Origin of the sequence: Tenacibaculum finnmarkense genomovar ulcerans (assembly GCF_900239495.1) — a bacterium.
GTDB classification, from domain to species: Bacteria; Bacteroidota; Bacteroidia; order Flavobacteriales; family Flavobacteriaceae; genus Polaribacter; species Polaribacter ulcerans.
The window spans coordinates 60,950-86,388 of the sequence record NZ_OENE01000055.1; the positions used below are offsets into that span (position 1 = coordinate 60,950).

The 25,439-nt window shown below is 31.7% G+C and carries 24 protein-coding genes; 9 read left to right on the forward strand and 15 right to left on the reverse strand.

Features of this window, described 5'->3' with window-relative positions; genetic code table 11:
* Window positions 1-50: 50 nt before the first annotated feature.
* A complete protein-coding gene (locus DPIF8902391_RS12255; RefSeq protein WP_172506027.1) occupies window positions 51-2,267 on the reverse strand; it encodes a RelA/SpoT family protein in 2,217 nt (738 codons plus the stop codon).
* A 634-nt stretch (window positions 2,268-2,901) separates the two neighbouring features.
* On the opposite strand from DPIF8902391_RS12255, the gene rpsF reads away from it, so the two are divergent.
* The 3 genes from rpsF to rplI are packed head-to-tail and all read left to right on the forward strand — an operon-like array spanning window position 2,902 to window position 4,014.
* Window positions 2,902-3,243, forward strand: coding sequence for a 30S ribosomal protein S6 (rpsF, locus tag DPIF8902391_RS12260; RefSeq protein WP_101902032.1), 342 nt, complete (start codon window positions 2,902-2,904; stop codon window positions 3,241-3,243).
* Window positions 3,244-3,246: 3 nt separating this feature from the next.
* A complete protein-coding gene (rpsR, locus tag DPIF8902391_RS12265; protein WP_058884950.1) occupies window positions 3,247-3,549 on the forward strand; it encodes a 30S ribosomal protein S18 in 303 nt (100 codons plus the stop codon).
* A 15-nt stretch (window positions 3,550-3,564) separates the two neighbouring features.
* A complete protein-coding gene (rplI, locus tag DPIF8902391_RS12270; protein ID WP_172506003.1) occupies window positions 3,565-4,014 on the forward strand; it encodes a 50S ribosomal protein L9 in 450 nt (149 codons plus the stop codon).
* A gap of 463 nt (window positions 4,015-4,477) precedes the next feature.
* Here rplI and lysA read toward each other — a convergent pair whose 3' ends face one another.
* From lysA to DPIF8902391_RS12290, 4 genes are all read right to left on the reverse strand, one after another.
* Window positions 4,478-5,686, reverse strand: a complete 1,209-nt coding sequence (gene lysA / locus DPIF8902391_RS12275) for a diaminopimelate decarboxylase (RefSeq protein ID WP_172506004.1) — start codon at window positions 5,684-5,686, stop codon at window positions 4,478-4,480.
* A gap of 274 nt (window positions 5,687-5,960) precedes the next feature.
* Window positions 5,961-7,199, reverse strand: a complete 1,239-nt coding sequence (gene pepT, locus DPIF8902391_RS12280; RefSeq protein WP_058884953.1) for a peptidase T — start codon at window positions 7,197-7,199, stop codon at window positions 5,961-5,963.
* Between the two features lie 44 nt (window positions 7,200-7,243).
* Window positions 7,244-7,816: a hypothetical protein gene (locus DPIF8902391_RS12285; RefSeq protein ID WP_172506005.1), complete on the reverse strand. Its 573-nt coding sequence runs from the start codon at window positions 7,814-7,816 to the stop codon at window positions 7,244-7,246.
* Between the two features lie 16 nt (window positions 7,817-7,832).
* Window positions 7,833-8,903 carry a DUF3810 domain-containing protein gene (locus DPIF8902391_RS12290; RefSeq protein WP_058884955.1) on the reverse strand — a complete coding sequence of 357 codons (1,071 nt, stop codon included), beginning with the start codon at window positions 8,901-8,903 and terminating at the stop codon, window positions 7,833-7,835.
* Between the two features lie 139 nt (window positions 8,904-9,042).
* Between DPIF8902391_RS12290 and dnaB the strand changes: the two genes are divergently transcribed.
* The 4 genes from dnaB to bshA all read left to right on the forward strand — a co-directional run bounded on the left by dnaB (window position 9,043) and on the right by bshA (window position 14,081).
* Window positions 9,043-10,569, forward strand: a complete 1,527-nt coding sequence (gene dnaB, locus DPIF8902391_RS12295) for a replicative DNA helicase (RefSeq protein ID WP_172506006.1) — start codon at window positions 9,043-9,045, stop codon at window positions 10,567-10,569.
* A gap of 159 nt (window positions 10,570-10,728) precedes the next feature.
* On the forward strand, window positions 10,729-11,913 hold the full coding sequence (locus DPIF8902391_RS12300; protein ID WP_172506028.1) for an asparagine synthetase B: 1,185 nt from the start codon (window positions 10,729-10,731) through the stop codon (window positions 11,911-11,913).
* A 76-nt stretch (window positions 11,914-11,989) separates the two neighbouring features.
* Complete coding sequence (locus tag DPIF8902391_RS12305; protein ID WP_172506007.1) at window positions 11,990-12,835, forward strand: transketolase; 846 nt, start codon at window positions 11,990-11,992, stop codon at window positions 12,833-12,835.
* Between the two features lie 118 nt (window positions 12,836-12,953).
* Complete coding sequence (gene bshA, locus DPIF8902391_RS12310; RefSeq protein ID WP_172506008.1) at window positions 12,954-14,081, forward strand: N-acetyl-alpha-D-glucosaminyl L-malate synthase BshA; 1,128 nt, start codon at window positions 12,954-12,956, stop codon at window positions 14,079-14,081.
* A gap of 95 nt (window positions 14,082-14,176) precedes the next feature.
* On the opposite strand, the gene DPIF8902391_RS12315 is transcribed toward bshA, so the two are convergent.
* Genes DPIF8902391_RS12315 through DPIF8902391_RS12325 form a run of 3 tightly spaced genes read right to left on the reverse strand, consistent with a single transcriptional unit; the run spans window position 14,177 to window position 17,945 of the window.
* Window positions 14,177-15,064 carry a 3-hydroxyacyl-CoA dehydrogenase family protein gene (locus DPIF8902391_RS12315; protein ID WP_172506009.1) on the reverse strand — a complete coding sequence of 296 codons (888 nt, stop codon included), beginning with the start codon at window positions 15,062-15,064 and terminating at the stop codon, window positions 14,177-14,179.
* Between the two features lie 39 nt (window positions 15,065-15,103).
* On the reverse strand, window positions 15,104-16,930 hold the full coding sequence (locus DPIF8902391_RS12320) for a fibronectin type III domain-containing protein (protein ID WP_172506010.1): 1,827 nt from the start codon (window positions 16,928-16,930) through the stop codon (window positions 15,104-15,106).
* Window positions 16,931-16,979: 49 nt separating this feature from the next.
* Window positions 16,980-17,945 (reverse strand): Gfo/Idh/MocA family protein, encoded by a 966-nt coding sequence (locus tag DPIF8902391_RS12325; protein WP_058884961.1) that lies wholly within the window; start codon window positions 17,943-17,945, stop codon window positions 16,980-16,982.
* Between the two features lie 318 nt (window positions 17,946-18,263).
* Here DPIF8902391_RS12325 and DPIF8902391_RS12330 point away from each other — a divergent pair, with 318 nt between their 5' ends.
* A complete protein-coding gene (locus DPIF8902391_RS12330; RefSeq protein ID WP_058884962.1) occupies window positions 18,264-18,905 on the forward strand; it encodes a protein-L-isoaspartate(D-aspartate) O-methyltransferase in 642 nt (213 codons plus the stop codon).
* A 51-nt stretch (window positions 18,906-18,956) separates the two neighbouring features.
* On the opposite strand, the gene DPIF8902391_RS12335 is transcribed toward DPIF8902391_RS12330, so the two are convergent.
* From DPIF8902391_RS12335 to DPIF8902391_RS12355, 5 genes are all read right to left on the reverse strand, one after another.
* Window positions 18,957-19,121: a hypothetical protein gene (locus DPIF8902391_RS12335; RefSeq protein WP_158508511.1), complete on the reverse strand. Its 165-nt coding sequence runs from the start codon at window positions 19,119-19,121 to the stop codon at window positions 18,957-18,959.
* Window positions 19,122-19,149: 28 nt separating this feature from the next.
* Window positions 19,150-20,010 (reverse strand): substrate-binding domain-containing protein, encoded by an 861-nt coding sequence (locus DPIF8902391_RS12340; protein WP_058884963.1) that lies wholly within the window; start codon window positions 20,008-20,010, stop codon window positions 19,150-19,152.
* Window positions 20,011-20,880 carry a nucleoside phosphorylase gene (locus DPIF8902391_RS12345; protein WP_172506011.1) on the reverse strand — a complete coding sequence of 290 codons (870 nt, stop codon included), beginning with the start codon at window positions 20,878-20,880 and terminating at the stop codon, window positions 20,011-20,013. It abuts the gene before it with no gap.
* Window positions 20,881-21,213: 333 nt separating this feature from the next.
* The gene (locus DPIF8902391_RS12350; protein ID WP_172506012.1) at window positions 21,214-21,924 is read right to left on the reverse strand and encodes a hypothetical protein; all 711 of its coding nucleotides are present in this window, start codon (window positions 21,922-21,924) and stop codon (window positions 21,214-21,216) included.
* A 20-nt stretch (window positions 21,925-21,944) separates the two neighbouring features.
* Entirely contained in the window at window positions 21,945-22,643 is a 699-nt protein-coding gene (locus tag DPIF8902391_RS12355; RefSeq protein WP_058884966.1) for an HmuY family protein, read from the reverse strand.
* A gap of 69 nt (window positions 22,644-22,712) precedes the next feature.
* Here DPIF8902391_RS12355 and DPIF8902391_RS12360 point away from each other — a divergent pair, with 69 nt between their 5' ends.
* Window positions 22,713-23,747: a cytochrome-c peroxidase gene (locus tag DPIF8902391_RS12360; protein ID WP_172506013.1), complete on the forward strand. Its 1,035-nt coding sequence runs from the start codon at window positions 22,713-22,715 to the stop codon at window positions 23,745-23,747.
* A 342-nt stretch (window positions 23,748-24,089) separates the two neighbouring features.
* Here the strand turns inward: DPIF8902391_RS12360 and DPIF8902391_RS12365 are convergent, their stop codons facing one another.
* Entirely contained in the window at window positions 24,090-24,413 is a 324-nt protein-coding gene (locus DPIF8902391_RS12365) for a translation initiation factor (RefSeq protein WP_058884968.1), read from the reverse strand.
* A 26-nt stretch (window positions 24,414-24,439) separates the two neighbouring features.
* Window positions 24,440-25,387 carry an isopenicillin N synthase family dioxygenase gene (locus tag DPIF8902391_RS12370; protein WP_058884969.1) on the reverse strand — a complete coding sequence of 316 codons (948 nt, stop codon included), beginning with the start codon at window positions 25,385-25,387 and terminating at the stop codon, window positions 24,440-24,442.
* Window positions 25,388-25,439: the final 52 nt, after the last annotated feature.

Genomic DNA, 25,439 nt, shown 5'->3' on the forward strand with positions numbered 1-25,439 from the left:
CAAATTTACAGTTATTTATTGATAAAAAAAGCAGTATCTTAAAAATGATACTATAATGTGTTAACACGTGCTACTTTTTGTACCCCTTCTATTTTTTTCATCGCGTCAATTATTTTATTTAACTGTACTTTATTCTTGATACTTAACGAAATTTTCCCATCAAAAACACCTTCAGATCCGGTAAAATTAATGCTATGTATAAAAACATCCATACTATTAGAAATAATACGGGTAATATCGTTTATGATTCCTTTATTATCAATTCCTGATAGGTGTAAAATAGCGGTAAATTCTTCTTTAGTTGAATCAATCCATTTTGCCGACATAATTCGGTATGCGTAATTCGATTGTAAAGAAATGGCGTTTGGGCAGTTGTTTTTATGAATTTTAAGCCCTTCATTTATTGTTGTAAAGGCAAAAACTTTATCGCCAGCAATAGGGGTGCAACATTTCGCTAAGGTATAATCAAGAGTTTGTTCGTCTTTACCAAATACAAGCGCGTCATATTTATGGTTAACTTCTTGTTTTTCTGAAACATCTTTAGTAGGAGCACGGCGAAAAGTATTTTTAATAAAGCCCATAATAAGCCCACTTCTTTGCGCAACAAATTCTTTTAATTTTGCGTTATCAATAGCGCCGTTACCCACTCTAAAAAATAAATCGAAGCTTGTTTTTAATTCGAAATAATTAGCAAGTTCGTTAATTATTTTTTCGCCAGACCCTAGTTTTAAATGACGTAATTTTCTAAATAAAATTGCTTTTCCTTCTTCGGCAATAATTTTTTCTTCGGCTTTTAATGCCGATTTAATTTTAGTACGTGCTCTAGCGGTAATTACAAAGTCTAACCAGCGCACATTGGGTTTATTATTGGTAGCGGTTTGAACCTCTACCTGATCACCACTTCTAAGAGTGTGGCTTAAAGGAACTAATTTTCCGTTTACTTTTGCGCCACGGCATTTTAAACCAACATCGGTATGTACGGCGAAGGCAAAATCTAAAGCGGATGCTTTTTTAGGCAATGATTTTAAATCACCTTTTGGGGTAAAAACATATATTTCTTTGGCGTATAAATTCAGTTTAAAATCTTCTACAAAATCGACTGCGTTAATACTTTGATTTTCGAGTGTTTCTTTTAAACGATTTAACCATCCGTCAAGTCCATTTTCTTTTGCTGCACCTTGTTTGTATTTAAAATGTGCTGCATATCCTTTTTCGGCAATTTCGTCCATTCTTTGAGAGCGAATTTGCACTTCTACCCATCTTGCTTGCGGTCCCATAACGGTAATATGAAGGGCTTCGTAACCTGTTGATTTTGGTTGCGAAATCCAATCACGCAAACGAGCAGGATTGGGTTTAAAGAAATCCGTGGCAATAGAATATATTTTCCAAGCATCAAATTTTTCATCCGTAGAAGTAGGCTCATAAATAATACGAATCGCAAATTTATCATAGACCTCTTCAAAAGTTACGTTTTGTTTTCGCATTTTTCTTCGGATAGAATAAATGGATTTAAAACGTCCTTTAATGGTATAGTTAAAACCTTCTTTATTTAATGACTCTTTTAAGGTTCCTGTAAAAGTATCAATATATTTTTGTTGCTCTTCTTTGCTGTCTTTAATTTTAAGTAAAATACTGTTGTAAATTTCAGGCTCGGTATATTTTAAACCTAAATCTTCTAGTTCGGTTTTAATATTATACAACCCTAAACGATGTGCTAAAGGGGCATAAATATATAAGGTTTCCGAAGCAATTTTAACCTGTTTATAACCAGGCATTGCATCCATGGTTTGCATATTGTGCAGGCGGTCGGCAATTTTGATTAAAATTACACGTACATCGTCGTGCAAAGTAAGGAGCATTTTTCTAAAATTCTCTGCCTGTATAGAATAATCTTGTTCCTTTTTTAAATTAGATATTTTGGTAAGTCCGCTAACAATACGGGCGATGTTTTCGCCAAACAAACGTTCCATATCATCAATGGTATAATGGGTGTCTTCTACAACATCATGAAGAAGCGCCGCTGCAATTGAAGTAGCACCTAAGCCAATTTCATCTGCTACAATTTTAGCCACCGCTATTGGATGGTAAATATAAGGTTCACCTGTTTTTCTACGTTGTTTTGAATGTGCTTCAACAGAAATGTCAAAAGCTTTACGAATCAGTTTTTTATCTTCTTCGGATAATGTTTGATAGGTTCCTTGTAATAAATTTTTATACCTGTGGGCTATTTCTTTGTTTTCCTCCTCTATCGTTGCGTTATAACTCATCATATGCTTGCCTCTTTATATTAGCGCTGTTTCATAATAAAAATAGTCTAAAGAATTTTACTGAGCAAGTTTTAAAGCGAAATGTTTTGGGCTAGTTTAAAAATTAAATAAACTGTCAGTTCGAGTGATATTATCAAAAAAAACTCAAAACCCTAGCCCCGATTGAAGCGTTTGTTTGAGCTCTTTTTTGTTTTTTCTTTTAAAAAAATAAAAAAAGCGAGTGCGTAAAGCGGGAAATAGCTTCAAAAAAAAAGACTATTTTTACAATAAAAGCTAAAGAAATGGAAACTATTGATATTAGGTAGCTTTATTTTTTACGCTCTTTTCTTTTGGATAAGTGTTGGTGATTTCGGGTTTGGGAATTTTGATTTTTCTGAGCTATGTTTTTTTATGAATGGGTTTACAAAATTTTTAATTCCTACAAATATTTACAATCCTTTAATAGATAAAACCTTTGTAATAGGTTGGTCTTGGTTGCCTTTTATTTTGGGTAAAATATTTTTATCAATAGGTATTTATGAAATTATAGTTTCATTTAGAAAATTTAAATCTTAAGTTTTTATGAATAAGAGTTTGTCAAATTAATTAAAAAACAGTAGATTTGCAGACTTATAAAAATTTAAACAATTCAATTATGAATCATTACGAAACTGTTTTCATTTTGAATCCCGTTTTATCTGAAACTCAGGTAAAGGAGACAGTAAAAAAGTTTGAGGACTATTTACTTTCTAAAGGTGCAGAAATGATTTCTAAAGAAGATTGGGGCTTAAAAAAATTAGCGTACCCAATTGAAAAGAAAAAAAGTGGATTTTACCACTTATTAGACTACAAAGTAGCTGGAGATGCTATTGCTCCTTTTGAATTAGAATTTAGAAGAGATGATAGCGTTATGCGTTATTTAACTGTAAAGTTAGACAAGCATGCTGAAGCGTGGGCTGAAAAGAGAAGAGAACGTGTTAAATCTGCAAAAAAGTAAGAAATGGCGTCAACAACTATAGATCAACAAGCAAAAGGAAGTAAGCAAGGTGAAGTACGTTACTTAACTCCGCTTGATATTGAAACAAAAAAAGAAGCAAAATACTGTCGTTTTAAAAAGAACGGTTTTAAATACATCGATTATAAAGATGCTGACTTCTTAATGTATTTAGTAAACGAACAAGGTAAAATTTTACCAAGACGTTTAACAGGAACATCATTAAAGTATCAACGTAAAGTGGCTCAAGCTATCAAGAGATCTCGTCACTTAGCGTTAATGCCATACGTTGGTGATTTATTAAAATAATAAAGAAGTAGAAACATGGAATTGATACTAAGACAAGACGTAGAAAATTTAGGTTTTAAAGACGATGTTGTAACTGTTAAGAATGGTTATGGTCGTAACAGCCTAATTCCTAAAGGATATGCAATATTAGCTACTTCTTCAGCTAAAAAAGTATTAGCTGAAAACTTAAAGCAACGTGCTTTTAAAGAAGCTAAATTAGTAGAAGAAGCAACTGCGGTTGCCGAAGCTATTAAAGGATACGAAATCAAAATTACTTCTAAAGTAGGTTCTGGTGATAAATTATTTGGTTCAGTAAACAACATTAATGTTGCTGAAGCATTAGCTAAAGCTGGTACTGTAATTGATAAGAAATTTATCAAAGTTACTGGAGGTAGTGTAAAAAGATTAGGTAAATATAACGCTGCTGTACGTTTACACAGAGCTGTTGTTGCTGATATCGTATTTGAGGTTGTTGCTGAAAAGTAAGAATTTTAAATTAAACTATATAAAAATCCTACTCATTTATTTGAGTAGGATTTTTTTGTTTCAAACTTTTAGATTGTTTTTTTGAAGCTATTTCCCGCTTTCCGCACTCGCTTTTTTTTGAAGAAAAATCAAAAAAAGAGCTCAAACAAACGCTTCAATCGGGGCTAGGGGTTTTAGTTTCTTTTTATAATTTGTATTTATTTAATATTTTTAAGAACCTGTTTAAATTAAAAACATTTTATAGCTAAAAAAATCGAATCCGTCAAACTGAATTTATTTCAGTTTCTCATCCTGATTTGCCGTAGTTCTTCGCTTTATGCGATGCTGAAATAAATAGACCTCACAGGTTTTTAAAACCTGTGAGGTCTTAGGTTTACTTAAATATAAAGCATAAAAAAACCTGAACAATATTGCTCAGGTTTAGACATTTTAATCTTTTTTTATTGCTATAAATTATATAAGTTTAATCAATTTTAATGTTTTCTTGATTTCTAAGAATATCATCTATAGTTTCTCTTTTTCTAATTAAGTAATCTTTTGCTTTGTAAATCATTACTTCGGCAGGCTTAAACCTTGAATTGTAATTTGATGCCATCGAGTAGCAGTAAGCACCTGCATTGCTAAAACATAAAATATCTTCTTCTGATATTTCATTAATACGCCTGTTAGAACCGAAGGTATCTGTTTCACAAATATAACCGACAATGCTATAAAAACGTTCTCTTCCTTTTGGGTTAGATAAGTTTTCAATACTATGGTACGAATTATAAAGCATCGGACGAATTAAATGATTCATTCCGCTATCAATTCCTGCAAAAACAGTTGAGGTTGTTTGCTTAATTACATTAACTTTTGCTAAAAACTTTCCTGATTCGCTAACTAAAAACTTACCAGGTTCAAACATTAAAGTTACATTTTTACCGTAGTTTTTACAGAATTTGTTAAATCTATCAGATAATTTTTCACCTAATTCAACAATATCAGTAGAAATATCATCTTTTTTATAAGGAACTTTAAATCCACTTCCGAAATCAATAAAATCAATATTTTTAAATTGTCGAGCAACATCAAATAAAATATCTGAAGCTCTTATAAAAGTATCAATATCTAAAATATCAGAACCTGTGTGCATGTGAATACCGTTAATGCGCATGCCTGTATTTTCAACAACTCTTTTTATATGCGGTACTTGATGAATTGAAATCCCAAATTTAGAATCGATATGCCCAACAGAAATATTACTATTTCCACCTGCCATAATATGCGGATTTATACGAATACAAACAGGAGTTTTCGGGTGTTTTTGCCCAAACAACTCTAAGATAGATAAATTATCAATATTAATTTGAATTCCTAATTTTGAAACTTCTTCAATTTCTTGTAAAGAAACCCCATTTGGTGTATAAATAATATCTTTAGGAGAAAATCCGGCAAGTAAACCGAGTTTTACTTCTTGAATAGAAACGGTATCTAAACCGCTATTTAAGGTTTTAAAAACCTTTAAAATATTGATGTTAGAAAGTGCTTTTACAGCGTAGTTTATTTTTAAGTTTTTAACCTTAGAGAAAGCAGTGGTTATATTTTTATACTGATTTATTATTTTTTCAGTATCATATACATAAAGCGGCGAACCGTATTTGTTTGCTAAATTTAATAATGCTTCTCTATTCATTGTACTTGTATTATTTTAGGAATGTTTTTATACCCGACAAATGTAGAAAAGGAATTTTCTTCAAAAAATTAATTGTAAAAAATAGACAAATCGAGTTTTTTTTGTGAAAAAAAATAGTTTATGCGTTAATTTGTTTAAATTTTGCATTTGCCGTAATTATCCTATTGATGCGATGCTGAATTCAATTTAGTATAACGTTTATAATTTTTAATTAAAAGTATAAAAAAAACGCTAGCAATATTGCCAGCGTTTTTAAAAATATTTTAACTATTTTTTATTTGAATTTAACCGCTACTTTTTGAGCAATACCAACAATTACTTCGGTTGCTTTTAAAATACTCTCAACAGGTACGTATTCATAACGTCCGTGAAAATTATGCCCACCTGCAAAAATATTAGGACATGGTAAGCCTTTGTAAGATAATTGAGAACCATCAGTACCACCTCTAATTGCTTTAATTAATGGTTTAATACCTAAATCGTTCATAACTTCTTCGGCAATATCAACAATATGCATAACAGGAGTTACTTTTTCCTTCATATTATAATATTGATCTTTAATTTCAATATCAATTAAATCTTGCCCTAATTCAGCGTTCATTTCTGATACTAAATTTAACATAGCTTGCTTACGACCTAGAAATAATTCCATATCATGGTCTCTAATAATATACTGTAAAACAGTTTTTTCAACCTTACCTTCTATGTGGTGTAAGTGAAAAAATCCTTCATACCCTGTTGTTTTTTCAGGAACTTCATTTTTAGGTAACTTATTAATTAATTCGCTAGCAATAGTCATTGAATTAATTAATTTTCCTTTGGCATAACCAGGATGTACAATTTTACCATTTACAGTAATCTTAGCACCTGCAGCATTAAAGTTTTCATATTCAAGCTCTCCAATTTGACTTCCGTCCATGGTATATGCCCACTTAGCCCCAAACTTTTCGACGTCAAACATATGTGCTCCTTTACCAACTTCTTCATCAGGTGGAAAACAAACTCTAATTTTACCGTGTTTAATTTCAGGATTTTGGATTAAGTATTCCATTGCCGAAACAATTTCGGTAACACCTGCTTTATCGTCGGCACCTAAAAGTGTAGTACCATCTGTAGTAATAATTGTTTGTCCTTTATATTGTAATAAATCTTCAAAATAATCAGCAGACAACACAATGTTTTCTTCTTTATTTAAAAGAATGTCTTTTCCGTCGTAATTCTCATGAATTTGAGGCTTTACATTTTTACCCGTAAAATCTGGGCTAGTATCAATATGTGCAACAAAACCGATAGTTGGCACTTCGTAGTCTAAATTACTAGGTAAAGTAGCCATTAGGTAACAGTTTTCGTCTAATTCAACGTCTTCCATCCCCATTTCTTTTAGCTCTTTTTCAAGAACTTTTGCTAAATCCCATTGGTTTTCAGAACTTGGAAACGCAGGATTGTTAGGGTTACTTTCGGTATCAATAGTTACGTATTTGATAAAACGATTGATAATATGTTGTTTGTTCATTGTGTTTTTATTTATGTTATTTTCTATTAAATGTTCTAAAAATATTAATTTAGGTTTATTTTTTCAATTAATTCGATGGCTTTGCAGAAGCGTTCTGTAACCAAAGAATCGCCATAAACTTCCGTTTTAACGTGTAAAAAATTATCGGTGTTTATTTTTGTAAAGGTATTTAAAATATGATAGGAATGTTTGCCTTTTTTTCCTTGGGCATAACTATAATAAGAAGGTTTCTTAAATAATTGTAAGTGCTTTGTTTTAAGTTCTGTTAAGCCCATTTTTTTGTTATCCGCTGTAATTTTTTGGGCAAAAGTTTGATCAATATAAACAGTATTGTGTACCAATGTTACATCAATAAGCGTTGTTTTTGTTAAATTAACAGTGGTATCTGCGGCGTAAATAGATGTTTTTTTAGTGTCGTAATATAAATTTACTTTCCAATTTTTAGGGAAGTAGGTTGTAAAATATTTTCGAAAATCTTGCTGTTCTTTAAGAGTGTTTTCCTGATAAAAAACATCATTTTTACAGGTGAAATCTTTTTTTAATTCGGAAGATGAATTACAAGAAGTTAGTAAAATAAGGCTTGCAGAAAATGCAACAAAAGCTGAAAAATAGTTCATAAATAAGTAATTAATTTTAGTTTTTTTGAGTAAAATAAGCAATGAGCAAATCTACTACATAACTGTACGATTTTATACCATTTACTTGGTTGTTTGCCTTTAAATAAGCGTTGTATCCTTTTTTAAAATACGGTTCAATAGGGTTTTTAAATTGCTGCCAATGTAAGTAACTGTCGTTGTAATCTTTATAAATCCCTTTATTTACGGTGTTTTTTAGCTTTTTAGCGCTGTTTTTATCTCTTTTATAAACCTGGTTAATACAATAGGTGTACGCCATTCTGTATCCAGAATATTTAAAATATATATCTTCATTTGAAATAGCCGCCAAAAAGCCTACAAAATTGGCATCATTTTCAGCTGCCCAACCAATTTGATGCGCCATTTCATGGCAAGTTGTTGCAGGATAACCTGTTTTAGGAAGCAGGTCATTTATTTGTGCTTCGCCAGTAATAGGGTTGATATAGCCGCCAGTTCCGTTATAAGATTGAAATAAGCTAACTACCGAGCTTTTTATTGATGGAAATTGATATTTTAACTGCGGATATTGTTTCTCTAACTGCTTGTATCCGTTAGTGGCTAAGCCATATATTTGTTTTCGAGTGTGAGGAACAGTTACTTTAATAGTATCATTATGGGTAATATCTAGATGTGTTTTATTTAATTCAAAAATAATTTTTTGCGTAGTTTCAATAAGTTGTTCCGTGCTATAATTTGCTTGTTTTAATCCTAAATTTTCAGCCAAAGGTTCTCTAAAATAATTCAATCCCCAAAAGGCATAAAAACAAAAATAAAGCAGCGATAAAATACCTGTAAACTGTAAAAATTTTGAAATACTATTTTTAAAGTTATTTTTAATCAAAGAGTAACAGGCTTTTATCATTAGAAATAATAAAATTAAACCCAATATATCGCCTACAGAAAAAGGAATCCAACCTAAAATCAGCCGTAGTGTTTTAGAAATAGAAGGATAAACTCCGCTACTATAATACTCTTCTATCCAGTGTGGTTTTTTGCTTAAAAAATGTATAAGAAATAGTTGAATAGGCAGGGTGAGCGCTATAATTATTTTTATTTTAGCCTGTTTCATACCCTCAAAAATAAGAAAGTTACTGGTAAAAACACTAGGTTTTAAGTAAAATAATGACTATTTTTTGTAGGTTAATTTTTGATAAATAAAGTTAAAGACAGCTACTAAAAATATCAGTTGAAAAAATTATCTTTGCACCATGGAACGAACTCAATCTGACAGAGGAAGAAAAACGAATAACAGTAGAACTGTTAATCTTGAAAAAGGAAAATTACCGCCACAAGCCTTAGAGCTAGAGGAGGCAGTTTTGGGGGCTATGATGATTGATAAAAAAGGAATTGATGAGGTAATTGATATTCTTACTCCTGAATCTTTTTATGATAAAAGACATCAAGAAGTATATCAGGCAATTTATACACTTTTTCAAAATTCTGAACCAATTGATTTACTTTCAGTATCAAATCAATTAAAAAAGACTGGAAAATTAGCCGTAGCTGGAGGTGATTTTTTCTTAATCGGTTTAACTCAAAAAGTAGCCTCTTCGGCACATATTGAGTTTCACTCTCGTATTATTTTAGAAAAATACATTCAACGTAGATTGATTACCATTTCTTCGGAAATAATTGAAAATTCTTATAATGAAACTGTTGATGTTTTTGATTTATTAGACGAAGCCGAAGGGAAATTATTTGAAGTAACTCAAGGAAATCTTAAAAAAGGAGCAGAAAAAGCCGATTCATTAGTACAGCAATCTATTAACAGGATTCAAGAAATTTCAGGAAAAGGCGGAATGAGTGGTTTGCAAACAGGTTTTACAAAGCTAGATGCTTTAACATCGGGTTGGCAACCTTCCGACTTAATTATTATTGCAGCCCGTCCTGGTATGGGAAAAACAGCATTTGTAATTTCGATGGCTAAAAATATGGCTATTCAGTTTAATAATGCGGTTGCTATTTTTTCATTAGAAATGTCATCGGTACAATTAATTACCCGTATGATTTCTTCTGAAACAGGTTTAACATCTGAAAAATTACGTAAAGGAAATTTAGAACCCCATGAATGGGAACAGTTAAATGTAAAGGTTAAAAAACTTTCTGATGCTCCTATTTTTATTGATGATACACCAGCACTTTCTATTTTTGATTTACGTGCAAAGGCACGACGTTTAGTATCGCAGAACGATGTGAAAATAATTGTGATTGATTACTTACAATTAATGACCGCAGGAGGTTCGTCAGGAAATCGTGAACAAGAAATATCAACAATTTCTCGAAATTTAAAGGCATTGGCAAAGGAATTGAGTATTCCTGTAATTGCATTATCGCAGTTATCACGTGCCGTGGAAACTCGTGGAGGTTCAAAAAGACCATTACTTTCTGATTTACGTGAATCAGGAGCAATTGAGCAAGATGCTGATATTGTTTCGTTTATTTTTCGTCCTGAATATTACGGAATGACCGAATGGGATGATGACGACCACTCGCCATGTGAAGGACAGGGAGAGTTTATTGTAGCAAAGCATCGTAATGGTGGAATGGATAATATTCGTTTGAAATTTACAGGACATTTAGCCTTATTTTCTGATTTAGATGAAGGAAATAGTAGTGAATTTGAATCGAGTATGAATGGTGGTATTGCCGGCAGTTTTAATAACGAAGTAGCCTCTAGTAATTTTGCTTCGCCAGAAGATGCTTTTGGTCCTAGCGATGACGATGTGCCGTTTTAATTTTTAAAAAAAATCATAAAAATATATAAAATACACAATTGCTACTTGGTAATTGTGTATTTTAGTTTTTGATATAAAAAGGAGATGAAAAAAACACTACATATCGTATTATTTTTATTGATTTCGAACTCACTTTGGGCATCTTTTTTGTATGTTCCGATGAGCAACGAAAATCAGAAAAATCATTTAAAAGCCTACGGAATTGTTTATTATGCTTTAGAAAATGGCTTAAAATCAAAGTGGTTGTTAAACTATGATGGTGGTGCTTTTTTACTAGAAAATAATAATTCGCTAGAAAAAGAATGTAAAATTAGAGGAGTTTCGTATCAAGTAATTTCAGATGCTAAAGCTCAAATAATTTTAGAAGAAATTTCATCACCTTCAAAGAATCAAGAAGCCGTTACCCTTGAAAAAGCTCCTAAAATAGCGGTGTATTCTCCAAAAGGAAAAATGCCTTGGGATGATGCGGTAACCATGGTGTTAACCTATGCCGAAATTCCTTTTGATGTAATTTATGATCAAGAAATTTTAAATGATAAATTGTTATTATACGAGTGGTTGCACTTGCATCACGAAGATTTTACAGGGCAATATGGTCGTTTTTACGGAGCTTTTAGAACAGCTCCTTGGTATATTCAGCAGAAAAAAGATGCAGAAGCATTGGCAACCAAATTAGGGTACGCAAAAGTATCCGAAGAAAAAAGTGCTGTTGCTAAAAAAATTAGAGATTATGTAATTGGTGGTGGTTTTATGTTTGCCATGTGCTCAGCAACCGATAGTTTTGACATCGCTTTATCCGCCGATGGCGTAGATATTTGTGAAGGAATGTTTGATTCAGATGCTTCGGAAGCTAATTATCAATCAAAAATAAATTTTAATAAGACCTTTGCTTTTAAAGATTTTGAATTGATTCGCAACCCAACAACCTACGAATTTTCTTCTATTGATATGACTCGTAAGCGTAAAATAAAAAAAGAAGTAGATTATTTTACCTTGAAAGAGTTTTCGGCAAAATGGGATCAAGTGCCTACCATGCTTACCCAGAATCATACGCAATTAGTCAAAGGGTTTATGGGGCAAACTACTTCGTTTGATGGTAATACAATAAAATCTACCGTGCTAGTTTTAGGTGAGAATCCGACCAATGGAGAAGCGAAATATATCCATGGAACAAAAGGAAAAGGGATGTTTTCTTTTTACGGAGGACATGACCCTGAGGATTATCAGCACAGAATTGGCGATCCAAAAACCGAATTAGAGTTACATCCAACATCACCAGGATATCGTTTAATTTTAAATAATGTGTTATTTCCTGCGGCAAAAAAGAAAAAGCAAAAAACTTAAAAAAAGTAATTGGCAATTGTTTTATAAACCGTTACTTTTGCCTAGATATAACAAGACACATCAAAACAACACAACAATGCCAACAACACAACAACTACAAGATTTTACACAACAAGTTCGTAGAGATATCGTTCGAATGGTACACGCAGTAAATTCAGGACACCCAGGAGGTTCTTTAGGATGTGCAGAATTTATTACCTGTTTGTATCAAGAAATCATGGAATATTCTACTGATTTTAAAATGGACGGAGATAAAGAAGACTTATTCTTTTTATCAAATGGGCATATATCGCCAGTTTTTTATAGTGTTTTAGCACATAGTGGATTTTTTCCAGTAGCAGAACTAGCTACTTTTAGAAAATTAAACACCCGTTTACAAGGGCATCCAACAACACACGATCATTTACCAGGTATCCGTATTGCTTCGGGTTCTTTAGGGCAAGGAATGAGTGTTGCTATTGGTGCAGCAGAGGCTAAAAAGTTAAACGGTGATGATAAAATTGTATATACATTACATGGTGATGGTGAATTACAAGAAGGGCAGAACTGGGAAGCAGCAATGTATGCATCAGCAAAAAAAGTGGATAACCTAATTGCTACAATCGATGTAAACGAAAAGCAAATTGACGGTACAACAGACCAAGTATTAGCTATGGGAAGCTTACAAGCGAAATTTGAAGCTTTTGGTTGGGATGTATTAAAAATTAAAAAAGGAAATGATGTAGAAGCTATTTTAAAAGGAATGGCTGAAGCAAAATCTCGCAGCGGTAAAGGAAAACCAGTTTGTGTATTATTATATACAGAAATGGGGAATGGAATTGATTTTATGATGAATACACACGCTTGGCACGGTAAAGCTCCAAGTGATGCGCAATTAGCAGAATCATTAGCTCAAAATCCTGAAACATTAGGAGATTACTAAATTATTTTTTAGATAAAAAATTAAAATCTCGCTTTATAGCGGGATTTTTTTATGCTTTTATTCACAGAAAAACATAAGAAATACTGTAAATTTACTGTTATAATCATCAACTTTAATTATGAGAATAGGAATTGTTTGTTATCCAACTTTTGGAGGAAGTGGCGTCGTGGCGACAGAATTAGGAATGGCACTTGCCGATAAAGGACATGAGGTTCATTTTATAACCTATAACCAACCTGTTCGATTAGATTTTTTTTCACATCGATTGCATTTTCACGAAGTTGTTTTAGAAGAGTATCCGTTATTTCAATATCAACCTTATGAATTGGCATTGTCTAGTAAAATGGTGGAGGTTGTTGAAAAACATCAACTAGAAGTTTTACATGTACATTATGCTATTCCGCATGCTTATGCGGCGTATATGGCGAAGAAAATGCTGGAAGAAAAGAATATTAATATAAAAGTAGTAACCACGCTTCACGGTACCGATATTACGCTAGTTGGAAGCCATCCAACCTATAAAACAGCGGTTGAGTTTAGTATAAATCAATCGGATGAGGTAACTACGGTTTCCAACAGTTTAAAAGAAGATACGCTACGTTTGTTTAATATTGAAAAAGATATTAAAGTAGTTTATAATTTTATTGATGGTGAAAAATACGATCAGGCTCATCAAGGCGAATGTAAACGTATTGCTTTGGCTACTTCTGAAGAAAAAATTGTAACTCATGTTAGTAATTTCCGTCCTGTAAAACGAACCGAAGATGTTATTGAAATTTTCAATAAAATTCAAAAAGAAGTTCCTTCAAAATTATTGATGGTGGGTGATGGTCCTGAGCGTTTAAAAGCAGAAAATTTAGCGAAAAAATTAAATATTGAAGACAAAGTATTGTTTTTAGGAAATAGTAATGAAGTAGCTAAAATATTATGTTATTCTGATGTTTTTTTATTGCCTTCGCAAACTGAAAGCTTTGGTTTGGCAGCCTTAGAAGCAATGGCAGCTAGCACGGCGGTTATTTCAACAAATTGCGGTGGTTTACCTGAGGTGAATATCCATGGAAAAACAGGGTATTTAAGTAATTTAGGCGATGTAAATGATATGGCAACAAATGCGATTAAAATTTTAAAAAATGAAGCTATTTTAGCAGAATTTAAAGAAAACGCAAAACAACATATTAAAGTATTTTCGTTAGAAAAAATATTGCCAATGTATGAAGATATTTATAAAAAATGCTCTAAGAAATAATCTGTAAAAGAGGTGTTAAGTTTTAAAAAAAATCAGCAAAATTTTCAATAGAAAAAGTTGCTGATTTTTTATATGAATCAATAAAAATAAAAAATTTAAGAAAACATTTTAGCAACTTTTTCTGCCTTTCTATTTTCGGAATAATCATAAAAACCTTCACCCGATTTTACGCCTAATTTACCTGCATTAACCATGTTTACCAATAAGGGGCAGGGTGCATATTTAGGGTTTTTAAAACCGTCGTACAATACGTTTAATATAGATAAACAAACATCTAAACCAATAAAGTCAGCTAGTTGTAACGGTCCCATTGGGTGTGCCATTCCGAGCTTCATTACTGTATCAATTTCAGAAACACCAGCAACGCCATTATATAGGGTTTCAATAGCCTCGTTAAGCATTGGCATTAAAATACGATTTGCTACAAAACCTGGGTAATCGTTTACTTTAACAGGTGTTTTTCCTATTTTTTTAGATAAATCAACGGTGAAATTCAATACATCATCAGCAGTATTGTAACCGCTGATAATTTCTACCAATTTCATAATCGGCACAGGGTTCATAAAGTGCATACCAATTACTTTTTCAGGTCTGTTGGTAATCGCTGCAATTTGTGTAATAGAAATAGAAGAAGTATTGCTTGCTAAAATGGTTTTTTCAGGGCAAAATTCGTCTAATTCTTTAAATATTTTTAATTTCAACGCTAGGTTTTCGGTAGCAGCTTCTACCACTAAATCGGCATTTTGAACGCCTTTTTTGATAGAAGTATGTGTTGAAATATTTTGTAAGGTATTTTTTTTATCTTCTTCGGATATTTTCTCTTTACCAAGCATTCGGTCTAAATTTTTGGTAATCGTAGCAATACCTTTATCTAAAGCAGTTTGAGAAATATCAATAAGTTGAACGGTGTATCCGAATTGAGCAAAGGTATGTGCAATACCATTTCCCATAGTTCCAGCTCCTATTACAGCGATGTTTTTCATATTCTTAATGATTTTTTTAATGTGTTATATATAATGAATTTAATTACTATCTATATGAAAACTATATGGAATTCGGTATGTTTTTCCAGCATCATTAAATACAACATAACCTTGGTTTACAATAACATTACCTCCAAAATTATTTACGATATAATCATATTTACTATTAGATAATTTATTACTTAAAATAGAAGAAGAATAGGTTTGAAAATTATTCATAAACATGGTAGAAGCAAAAAAAGTTTCCACATCAATATCACTGATTTTTTCTGAAAATTTAACCCTAATTTGACCAGGGAAATAGGTGCTGTTTTTAGCATATAAAATAGCCTCTGTAATTTTTATAGTTGGATGTAATGGATAATCTTGGGCTGTTGTAATTATTTTTTCTATCGTTTTTGAAGCGATGTAATTATTAAAACCGCTATCAGTAACAGTTGCTTTTATACGAACTGTATAGCTTGTGTTGGGCTTTAAATTGTTTAAGTAGCGGCTTAGTTCAGTAGTAGCATCATCATAATTATTTAATTCTTTTATTGATATATTATAATAAACTCTTTTGTTTTCATTATTATGAGTATAGCTAACAGGTGTCCAATAAGCGATGGCTGATGTTCCTAAATTATTACTAAAATTAAGTATTAAATCACCATTTATTTTAGGGTAAGTTATGGTTTTAAATGTAATAGTATTCGAAAAAGTTTCCGTTCCGTTATCGGCAATTGCAACTAATTTAAGCGTATATTGACTAGCTTCTTTTAAGTCAGGAAGTGTACGGCTATCAATGAATGATAAAATATCATGTTCAATAATTTCATCATTTAAATAAAGATTATATTTAAACGAAACATCATCAGCAACGGTTGGTAGTGTCCATTGAATTTCCGTCCAATTTGGCTGAGCTTCTCCTTTTAATGACACTGTAAAATCAGAAGGAGGTGTTCCTAGGGTTTTAAATTCAATCTTTTTAGGTATTGAATCGCCATTTTTTAGCTTGGCAATTACTTTAGCGGTATAATATTTATTCGGTGTTAAGTTTTGTAAAAGATGTGTTGTTTCAGTAGTATTTTCAATAAGTAAAGTTCCGTTTAAATGAATATCATAAGTAATAATATTAGCATCTAAATAATTGACCGTTGAAACATTCCAATCAATATTCGCTGCTGTTTGTGTAATATTTTTAGAAGTTAATGTCAGCTCTTGAAAACTGGTAGCCAAAGCATTAAAGCTAATTTCTTTAAATGTTTGTTTATTTTTATCGGTTATTGCAATAACTCGTATAATATATTCTTTATAAGGAGCTAAATCGGTTATTTTATAGAAGTTTCCTGCGGTATTTTCGACAATATTCTCTTTTTTAACTTCACCATTAACATAAATGCTATAGGTTAAAGTTGCTTGATCTAAAGTTTTAGGTGTTCTCCAGGTAATAACGGCACTTTCAGAAGTTATTTTAGTGGCTAAAACATTAAAAGATAAAGGATCAGGATAGTCGGCAGTTGTAAAAGAAAATATTTTTTCAACGTTGGTATCGAAATTAGTTCTTCCGATAATTTTACCCGAATATTGAGTGTTTGGCGTTAAGTTAGATAATTCAAAAGAGTTCTTTTCATACCCTTTTTTAATTAATTTATCATTTAAATAAATATCAAAAACTGCTGTTGTTTTTTCTCCTGAAATACTTGAATACCATTTAAGCGTTGTGCTGTTAAATTGAATATTTTCAGCATCAATACTATTGATAAATATTGAGCGGTCTTCTTGCTCTTCTTCCGAACAAGAAGTTAAGGAGCTTAAAGCTATAAAAAAGAAGAAAATAAAAGATTGTATTGATAAACTAGGTGTGAAGGTTAATTTTTTTTTCATTGATATAATTAAAATTAGTTAAAATAACGCCAAAAACAAGGTTTGTGTTTTATTTTTTAAAGCAGTTAATAATCATGTGAGCTACGCGTAAAGCTTCGGTTCCTTGGCGTAAAGAAACAATAGGAGTTGTTTCATTATTAATAGCATCGGCAAATGATTCTAATTCATCTAAAATAGCATTATTTTTAACAACGTTAGGATTGTCAAAATAAATTTGCTTTTTAACACCTTCGGCATTTTGTAAAATCATGGCAAATTCATCAGGATTTTCAGGAACATCCTTCATTTTTACAACTTCAGATTTTTTCTCTAAAAAGTCAACAGAAATATAGGCATCTTTTTGAAAAAACCTACTTTTACGCATGTTTTTCATTGAAATTCTGCTTGCTGTTAAATTAGCAACACAACCATTTTCAAACTCAATACGTGCATTGGCAATATCAGGGGTATCAGAAATTACGGCAATACCACTTGCGTGTACACTTTTTACTTTTGATTGTACTACAGATAAAATAATATCAATATCATGAATCATTAAATCTAATACCACAGGCACATCGGTTCCTCGAGGATTAAATTCGGCTAATCGATGAGTTTCAATAAACATTGGTGTGTTTATCATGTCTTTTGCTGCGGTAAAAGCAGGGTTAAAACGCTCTACATGCCCAACCTGTCCTTTAATATGATATTGACTTGCCAATGTTCGAATAGCTTCGGCTTCTTGCACGGTGCTTGTAATTGGTTTTTCAATAAAAATATGCTTTCCTTTTTCGATAGCTTTTTGAGCGCAGTCAAAATGAGATAATGTTGGGGTAACAATATCGATAACATCTACGGCATCTATTAATTCTTCAACAGAATTAAAAAGTTTGTAGCCAAATTCTTGAGCTACTTTTTTAGCATTTTCAGTAAAAGGATCGTAAAACCCTACTAATTCATATTTTTCAGATTCTTGCAACAAACGCAAGTGAATTTTACCTAAATGACCTGCACCTAAAACTCCAGCTTTTAACATAATGTGTTTAATTTTGTGTAATTATTTTTATGTGATTATTTTTGAAATTTCAATAAAAAAACCTCTTTAAATAACCGTGTTTTTAATTTAAAAATTGCTTCGGATGTACCGAAAAAAGCAATACAAACAAAGATACAATTTTATACATATTTATTACTACTTTTGAAATGTTGAAATTAAATTATTACAGACAATTCATATCAAGTACTATCGTATAGTATCATACATTTTTCATGCTTTAATTTTTGTTGATAATTAGCATGTTACTTGTTGTGATACTTTTGTCATAGTATCAAATTAAATATTATATTACAAGGAATGAAAGACACCACTAAGCATCAAGGATTAAGAAATAAGCTAGCAGTTGTTTTAGCATCAAAAGGAATTACTGATCAAAAGGTACTAAATGCGGTGCGTAAAATTCCCAGACACTTATTTATTGATAGCAGTTTTGAGGCACATGCCTACCAAGACAAAGCATTTCCTATTGCTGCCGAACAAACAATTTCACATCCATATACGGTAGCGTTTCAGTCGCAGGTTTTAGCTGTTGAAACTGGCGATAAAATACTTGAAATAGGAACAGGCTCAGGATATCAAACAGCGATGTTGTTGGAATTAAAAGCAAAAGTATATTCTGTTGAGCGTCAGCATGAATTGTTTAAAAAAACATCACTTTTTTTACCTAAAATAGGCTACCGTCCAAAGCGTTTTATTTTTGGTGATGGTTATATTGGTTTATCCGAAGAAGCGCCTTTTGATAAAATTATTGTAACCGCAGGTGCGCCTTTTGTGCCAAAACCCTTGTTGAGTCAATTAAAAGTAGGAGGAAGGTTGTTAATTCCTGTAGGCGATAAAGAGCAAGTAATGACTTTGTTTATTAGAAAATCAGCAAAAGAATTTGAAAAACATGAATTAGGTGATTTTAAATTTGTACCAATGTTACAAAAGAAAAACTAAAAAATCCGCCTTAAAAAAGCGGATTTTTATGATACTTGATACATCAAATATTTATGCGGTAAGTTCAGTTGCGTTATCGGCAACAATTATTTCTAATTGCTGTTGATTTTGTTTTGTTTGCTCAGTTTTAGCTAAACCACAAGGGCTTGTGCTTCCACATGAAGTAAAACCGATAAGACTAAGCGTACAAATGGCAATAACTACTAATTTTTTCATTTTGTTTGGTTTAAAAATCTTTAAAAAATCAAAGATACATATTTCTGATTAACTCAGCTGAATCTTTCTTAGTATCAATAACGTTAAAACCTTGCATTTTATTTTGTATGCTGCTTATTAATTTTTCAGTAATAGGTTCGCCATCATTCCATTGGGTTATTGAAAGCCACTTTTGAATGTCATCTAATTGTTGCTCATATCTATGGGCTAGTATTTTATCAATATCAGGGGTGTCTTTAAAATTACCTGTATATTGATTAATAATAGCTAAGACTTTTTTTACTTCTTCAAAATTATTTTCTAACACTTCGTTTCTAACGGCAATAACAAAGCAAGGCCAAGGTGTTGGACAATCTCCTAAGCGTCTAAAAGTAGCGTTGTCAACTAAGGGTTTTGTGGTGAAATGTTCCCACATAAAATAATCAGCATCGCCGTTTGTTAAGGCATCAATTCCGCCCTGTAAACTACCAACAACTTTAAATTTTAATTGGTCAATATCCCAACCGTTATTATGCGCATTTACAATGGCCATTAAATGTGATCCTGAACCAAAACGACTAATAGCAACCGTGGCATTTTCGAGGTCTTCAATTTTTTTAAAGCCTGAATTTGCAGCAACATGAATACCCCATATTAAAGGGCTTTTCACGAAGGTTTGCGTTATTTTAGACGGGTTTCCATTACTAATATCTTTAATAATTCCTTCGGTTAAAACAATAGCGATATCTACGTCTCCAGCACGTAATGCTTTACACATAGCACCTGTTCCACCAGGGAAATCTTGCCAACGCAAATTGATATTTTGCTTGGTAAATTCTTTGTTTTTTAAAGCAACATACCACGGATAATTAAAGTGTTCTGGTACACCACCAATTTTTAAGGTTGTCATTTACGCAACTAATTTATTTAATGTATATATAATTAAATCGGCAACTACTTTATTAGGGTTTTCACTAAAAGTACCATTTGCTCTGTTGGCAATTATCGCATTCATTGATGCCGCATTGTGTCCTAATAATTTTGATAGACCATAAATAGCAGAAGTTTCCATCTCTAAATTAGTGATTTTATTTTGCTGGTACTCAAAACTATCTATTTTATTATTTAAGCTAGCGTCTTGCAAAGCCAAACGCAATACACGCCCTTGAGGTCCGTAAAAACCTCCTGCGGTAGCAGTAATTCCTTTATAAATTTTTGCTGAGGTTAATTTATCTTCTAGAAATGTACTGTTAGCAACAATTAAAGGCGTAGGTTTTTTAGCACTCCAATCGGTGTGTTTTATAAAAGCATCTTCCATTTCTGGATGAGAAATTTCAGTTACTTGATATGAATGTAGCATTCCGTTTAAATCTAAAGCGTGAGTGCTTAGTAAAAAACTATCAACAGGAATACTTTTTTGCAAAGATCCTGAAGTTCCAATACGGGTAATATTTAACGCAGTATGCTGTTCTTTTATTTTACGTGTTTCTAAATCAATATTAACTAAGGCATCTAATTCGTTTAAAACGATGTCAATATTATCAGGACCAATACCTGTTGAAATTACGGTAAGTCGCTTGCCTTTATAAGTTCCTGTGGTGGTTTTAAACTCTCTTTTTTGTGTGGTAAACTCAATAGAATCAAAGTGTTCGGTTACTTTTTCTACACGGTTTTGATCGCCTACAAAAATAATATCAGTAGCTATATGTTCTGGTTTTAAATTTAGATGATAAATGCTACCGTCAGGATTTAAAATAAGTTCAGAATTTTGAATGTTCATTTAATGTAATTTTTAATTGCGTATTTATTTTATATATAAATCGCTTTTTTTAAGGGGGTGTAATATATAAAAAATAGCAGGTATTTCGGTAAAGAATTTATTTAGATTGTTCGTTTTTTTAAAAAAAAGCACTGTTTTTGTCTTTTTTTAATAAGTGAGGTTTTTTAGCCCCGATTGAAGCATTTGTTTGAGCTCCTTTTTTGATTTTTTTTCAAAAAAGAGCGAGTGCGGAAAGCGGGAAATAGCTTCAAATAATTATAAAAAAAATAGGACTGCTATTACACAGTCCTATTTTAAACATTTAGAAAAATTATGAGAAACTAAAATTAAAAATTATTGTATTTTTTCATCTAAATTAGGGTTTCCTTTTTCAGGATTGTAATAATATTGAATTACATAGTCAATATCTTCCTTTTTGTCAAAATCAGTATTTGTTCTAACAATTGATTTTACTGCCATTTTAGCAAAATGCCCATCGTGAGTTTTAAAGATAAAAACAACTGGTTTTAATAATAAAAGATCACGGTTTTGAGACGATCTAAAATACCAGTTTTCTCTAGGGTCAGCACCACCTCTTCTAGGTAACCAACTAATTGCAGAAGTATAGCTTTCATAGCCCATATTTAAAGCATCTTGCTTGTAGATATGATCTGGTAAACCAAGGGCAGAAGTACGAGTTTCAAACATGTCATTTTGTTCGGTAATTGCAACATTTTTAGTCCTTTTAGGTTCGTTAATTAATCCGATTTTTTCGCCACCACCGTATTTTGATAAACCATTTATTAAGAAAACACGTCCTCTTATAGCAAAATCCCAAGCATCACTAGTTGCCTCTAAAGCACCTTCTTTAAAACTGAATTTTTGAAAGTCACCAGTTTGTTTTGCTGTTTGGGTTTGGTCACCAATAGCACTTGTTGTAATTTCTAAAGTTTTGGCATTTGTTTTTACTACGGGTAAATCATCTCCACTGTCTGAACATGCTGTAAAGGTTGTAAAAAGAAGTACTAAAATTGCTTTTGTTAACAGAATTCCTGTTTTTTTCATGACTATTTATTTATGATTATTTAATTAAGTTTTTTGTTTCCTGCAACAGGGTTTAAAAAATATTTGAAGGTATAATATGGGTATTTATGCCCAAGAACCTCATTCATTGTACCAGAGGTATCACCGTTTTTATAAATATCTTCAATAGCTATTTTAGCGTAGTGTCCATTTTTAGTTTTTACTAATAAAGTACGGTTCTTTTTTACTCTAAGTGTGTGATCGGCGTGCATTGCATAAGGGTCAAACATCCCTTTTCCAAAATCATCAATAGCTGTTTTTCCAGCGCCATCTTGCTTAAAAACAGCATCGGTAGGAACTACAGATATATTTTGATAATCATCTTTAATAATAGCTGCGGAGGCATTTTTTGTTCGCATTGGTTCATGCACACCTCCAGAGGTATAGCCTTGGGTCCATTCGCCACCATTTATAATGATAATTCTACTTGCAAATGCAATATCCCAAGAATCATCAGTTACATATTTTGCCTTTTCAAGATCAAACTTGGTATATACAAGGTCTTTTTTTTCATTTTCAGGAGAGGTAAACATGTTTTTAACATATACCGTATTCCCTTTCTTGGTGATTTCGGTGAAATCTGTAATTCGGGAGTCTAAAAATGACACTTCTTCTTTTTCAGTTACTTTTTCGTCTTCTTTACTACATGAAATATTTAGTAAACTGGCTAAAATAGGTACTAAAAGATATTTAAATTTCATTCTATCTTTATTTAGATTAATTATATATTTGCAAATGTATTTAATTTAAACTAAAATCAAATAAAAATAATGAAAAACAAACATTTTTTTAATATAAGAATAATATTGATAGTTGGGTTTGCTATTTTTTATTCGTGTAGTAAAAATAAAGAAGTGGTTGAAATACCTGAAAAAGACGATTATAAAAATTTATTATCGGAAGCAACTAGAATTTTTTCGCCATTGCCAGCAAACGATTATGTTTCTTTTAATGAGCTTACCAACGATAAAGTATTTTTAGGGAAATTATTATTTGAAGAAAAAAGGTTATCAAAAGATAATACGATTAGTTGTGCATCGTGTCATGATTTAGAAAATTTTGGTGCCGACACGCAAGCGGTATCAAAAGGAGTTGATGGTAAAACAGGAACTAGAAATGCGCCTACGGTATTTAATTCGAGTTTGCATATTGCTCAATTTTGGGATGGGCGAGCAAAAACGGTAGAAGAACAAGCAGGAATGCCCATTTTAAACCCGGTAGAAATGGCAATGGAAAGTGAACAAGCCGTTGTTGATAAAATTAGTAAAATTGAAAAATACCAAGATTTATTTAAAAAAGCGTATCCAAATCAAGCGAATCCAATCAGTTTTGATAATTTAACAAAAGCCATTGGCGCTTTTGAGCGAACTTTATTAATGCCTTCAAAATTTGACGAATATTTAAAAGGAGATCAGCAGGCGTTAAATCAGCAAGAGAAAAAAGGCTTGTTTGTTTTTATGTCTCGAGGTTGTATTTCTTGCCATGATGGTCCGGGAGTTGGTGGCGGAAAAATTAGAGGTTTTGGTAGTGATATAAGACCTTATTGGGAGCATACTAAAAGTAAAGTAATTGATAAAGGTGTGTTTTTATTAACAAATAAAGAGGTTGATTTGTATGCTTTTAAAGTGCCGTCATTACGAAATGTAGCAAAAACAGCGCCTTATTTTCATGACGGAAGTGTTGCTGAATTAGAAGATGCCATCAGAATAATGGGGAAAGTTCAGTTAGACAAAGATTTAGAAGAGTCTGATATTAAGAGTATAAAAGCATTTTTAGAAACTCTTACTTCAGATAAAAATAGTTAGTTTTTTTCAGGTATTTATTTGAAGCAATTTCCCGCTTTCCGCACTCGCTCTTTTTTGAAAAAGATCAAAAAAGGAGCTCAAACAAATGCTTCAATCGGGGCTAGGGGGTTTTGCTATAAAGAAAATTTTAAACTAAATTCTTGTCATGCTAAATTTATTTCAGCATCGCATCAACAGGAGAACTACGGAAAATCAGGATGCGAACCTGAACTAAATTCAGGTTGACCGATGCGATTCCTTATTTTTCTGTTATATTTTTTTTCAAATAAAATTTAAACAGGCTCTTAAAATAAAAAAAGTGTTAGAATTTATAAATTCTAACACTTTTTTTTATGATTTAGATTAACCTCCAACACGTTTTACGTTAAAGCCTTTATCTTTTAAAATTTGCATGATTTTATCGCGATAATCACCTTGGATAATTATTTTATCATCCTTAAAACTACCACCAACACTAAGTTTGGTTTTAATTTCTTTGGCTAATTTTTTAAAATCTTCGGTAGCGCCGGTGTAGCCATCTAAAATAGTAGTAGGTTTTCCTTTGCGTTTTTCATATTTACAAAGTATTGGGTCGTCTTGTAGCCAAATTTCTGACTTTTTTTCAACCTTTACTTCGCTTTCTTGATGATCGGGAAATAAGTTTTTTAATTGATCTTTAAAATCCATGCTTGTTTTATTGTTGTTTTTTACGCTTATTTTTTTAAGCCTAATTCACGTAGGCGTTCGTCTAAAAATTCACCAGCAGTAATATCTTCAAATTGTTTTGGGTTTTGCTCGTCAATACAATTTTCTAAAACATCTAATTTCATATCAGAAACAGGGTGCATAAAAAATGGAATTGAATAACGTGATGTTCCCCATAATTCTTTCGGCGGATTGGTTACTCTGTGTATAGTTGACTTTAATTTATTATTACTATGACGCGACAACATATCGCCCACATTAATCATCAATTCATCAGGTTGCGCAACGGCATCAAGCCAATCACCATTATTGTTTTGAACTTGCAATCCTTTTCCTTGCGCACCCATTAATAAGGTAATTAAATTAATATCGCCATGAGCAGCTGCTCTTTCAGCACCTTTAGGTTCGCTTTGAATAGGCGGGTAGTGGATAGGACGCAAAATACTGTTTCCATCTTTAATGAAATTATCAAAGTAAGTTTCCTCTAAATCTAAATGTAACGCTAATGAACGTAGCACATATTTGGCTGTTTTCTCTAGCATTTGATAGGTTTTTTTACCTATTTCATTAAACTTAGCAAGTTCTTCAACGTTTACATTTTCAGGATATTCTTTAGCGTATTTAGATGCCGCATCTACATACTGCCCAAAATGCCAGAATTCTTTTAAATCGCCTTCTTTTTTTCCTTTAGCACTTTCTTTTCCAAAAGAAATATAACCTCTTTGTCCGCCAATACCAGGAATTTCATATTTCTCTTTTATCTGGGTAGGTAAATCGAAAAAGTTTTTAATTTCAGTATATAAATTATCAACTAACTCATCATCTAAAAAATGACCTTTTAAAGCTACAAAACCGATGTTTTGATAAGCATCACCAATTTCATTGATAAATTTTTGTTTTCTATTTTTATCTTCAGATAAAAAATCTGCTAAATTTACGCTTGGAATTTTATTCATTGTTAATAAGTTTAATGATTACAAGGTGTAAAGGTAGTTAAAATAAGGCTTA

What these genes read in the sequence shown, in the direction of transcription:
- DPIF8902391_RS12290 (WP_058884955.1), bottom strand. Translation starts at nt 8,903, where the DNA reads ATGAAACAGGCTAAAATAAAAATAATTATAGCGCTCACCCTGCCTATT.
- pepT (WP_058884953.1), bottom strand. Translation starts at nt 7,199, where the DNA reads ATGAACAAACAACATATTATCAATCGTTTTATCAAATACGTAACTATT.
- DPIF8902391_RS12325 (WP_058884961.1), bottom strand. Translation starts at nt 17,945, where the DNA reads ATGTTAAAAGCTGGAGTTTTAGGTGCAGGTCATTTAGGTAAAATTCAC.
- DPIF8902391_RS12370 (WP_058884969.1), bottom strand. Translation starts at nt 25,387, where the DNA reads ATGAATAAAATTCCAAGCGTAAATTTAGCAGATTTTTTATCTGAAGAT.
- DPIF8902391_RS12305 (WP_172506007.1), top strand. Translation starts at nt 11,990, where the DNA reads ATGCCAACAACACAACAACTACAAGATTTTACACAACAAGTTCGTAGA.
- DPIF8902391_RS12350 (WP_172506012.1), bottom strand. Translation starts at nt 21,924, where the DNA reads ATGAAAAAAACAGGAATTCTGTTAACAAAAGCAATTTTAGTACTTCTT.
- DPIF8902391_RS12360 (WP_172506013.1), top strand. Translation starts at nt 22,713, where the DNA reads ATGAAAAACAAACATTTTTTTAATATAAGAATAATATTGATAGTTGGG.
- lysA (WP_172506004.1), bottom strand. Translation starts at nt 5,686, where the DNA reads ATGAATAGAGAAGCATTATTAAATTTAGCAAACAAATACGGTTCGCCG.
- DPIF8902391_RS12330 (WP_058884962.1), top strand. Translation starts at nt 18,264, where the DNA reads ATGAAAGACACCACTAAGCATCAAGGATTAAGAAATAAGCTAGCAGTT.
- rplI (WP_172506003.1), top strand. Translation starts at nt 3,565, where the DNA reads ATGGAATTGATACTAAGACAAGACGTAGAAAATTTAGGTTTTAAAGAC.
- DPIF8902391_RS12355 (WP_058884966.1), bottom strand. Translation starts at nt 22,643, where the DNA reads ATGAAATTTAAATATCTTTTAGTACCTATTTTAGCCAGTTTACTAAAT.
- rpsF (WP_101902032.1), top strand. Translation starts at nt 2,902, where the DNA reads ATGAATCATTACGAAACTGTTTTCATTTTGAATCCCGTTTTATCTGAA.
- DPIF8902391_RS12300 (WP_172506028.1), top strand. Translation starts at nt 10,729, where the DNA reads ATGAGCAACGAAAATCAGAAAAATCATTTAAAAGCCTACGGAATTGTT.
- DPIF8902391_RS12320 (WP_172506010.1), bottom strand. Translation starts at nt 16,930, where the DNA reads ATGAAAAAAAAATTAACCTTCACACCTAGTTTATCAATACAATCTTTT.
- DPIF8902391_RS12340 (WP_058884963.1), bottom strand. Translation starts at nt 20,010, where the DNA reads ATGACAACCTTAAAAATTGGTGGTGTACCAGAACACTTTAATTATCCG.
- DPIF8902391_RS12285 (WP_172506005.1), bottom strand. Translation starts at nt 7,816, where the DNA reads ATGAACTATTTTTCAGCTTTTGTTGCATTTTCTGCAAGCCTTATTTTA.
- DPIF8902391_RS12345 (WP_172506011.1), bottom strand. Translation starts at nt 20,880, where the DNA reads ATGAACATTCAAAATTCTGAACTTATTTTAAATCCTGACGGTAGCATT.
- dnaB (WP_172506006.1), top strand. Translation starts at nt 9,043, where the DNA reads ATGGAACGAACTCAATCTGACAGAGGAAGAAAAACGAATAACAGTAGA.
- DPIF8902391_RS12315 (WP_172506009.1), bottom strand. Translation starts at nt 15,064, where the DNA reads ATGAAAAACATCGCTGTAATAGGAGCTGGAACTATGGGAAATGGTATT.
- bshA (WP_172506008.1), top strand. Translation starts at nt 12,954, where the DNA reads ATGAGAATAGGAATTGTTTGTTATCCAACTTTTGGAGGAAGTGGCGTC.
- DPIF8902391_RS12365 (WP_058884968.1), bottom strand. Translation starts at nt 24,413, where the DNA reads ATGGATTTTAAAGATCAATTAAAAAACTTATTTCCCGATCATCAAGAA.
- DPIF8902391_RS12255 (WP_172506027.1), bottom strand. Translation starts at nt 2,267, where the DNA reads ATGAGTTATAACGCAACGATAGAGGAGGAAAACAAAGAAATAGCCCAC.
- rpsR (WP_058884950.1), top strand. Translation starts at nt 3,247, where the DNA reads ATGGCGTCAACAACTATAGATCAACAAGCAAAAGGAAGTAAGCAAGGT.
- DPIF8902391_RS12335 (WP_158508511.1), bottom strand. Translation starts at nt 19,121, where the DNA reads ATGAAAAAATTAGTAGTTATTGCCATTTGTACGCTTAGTCTTATCGGT.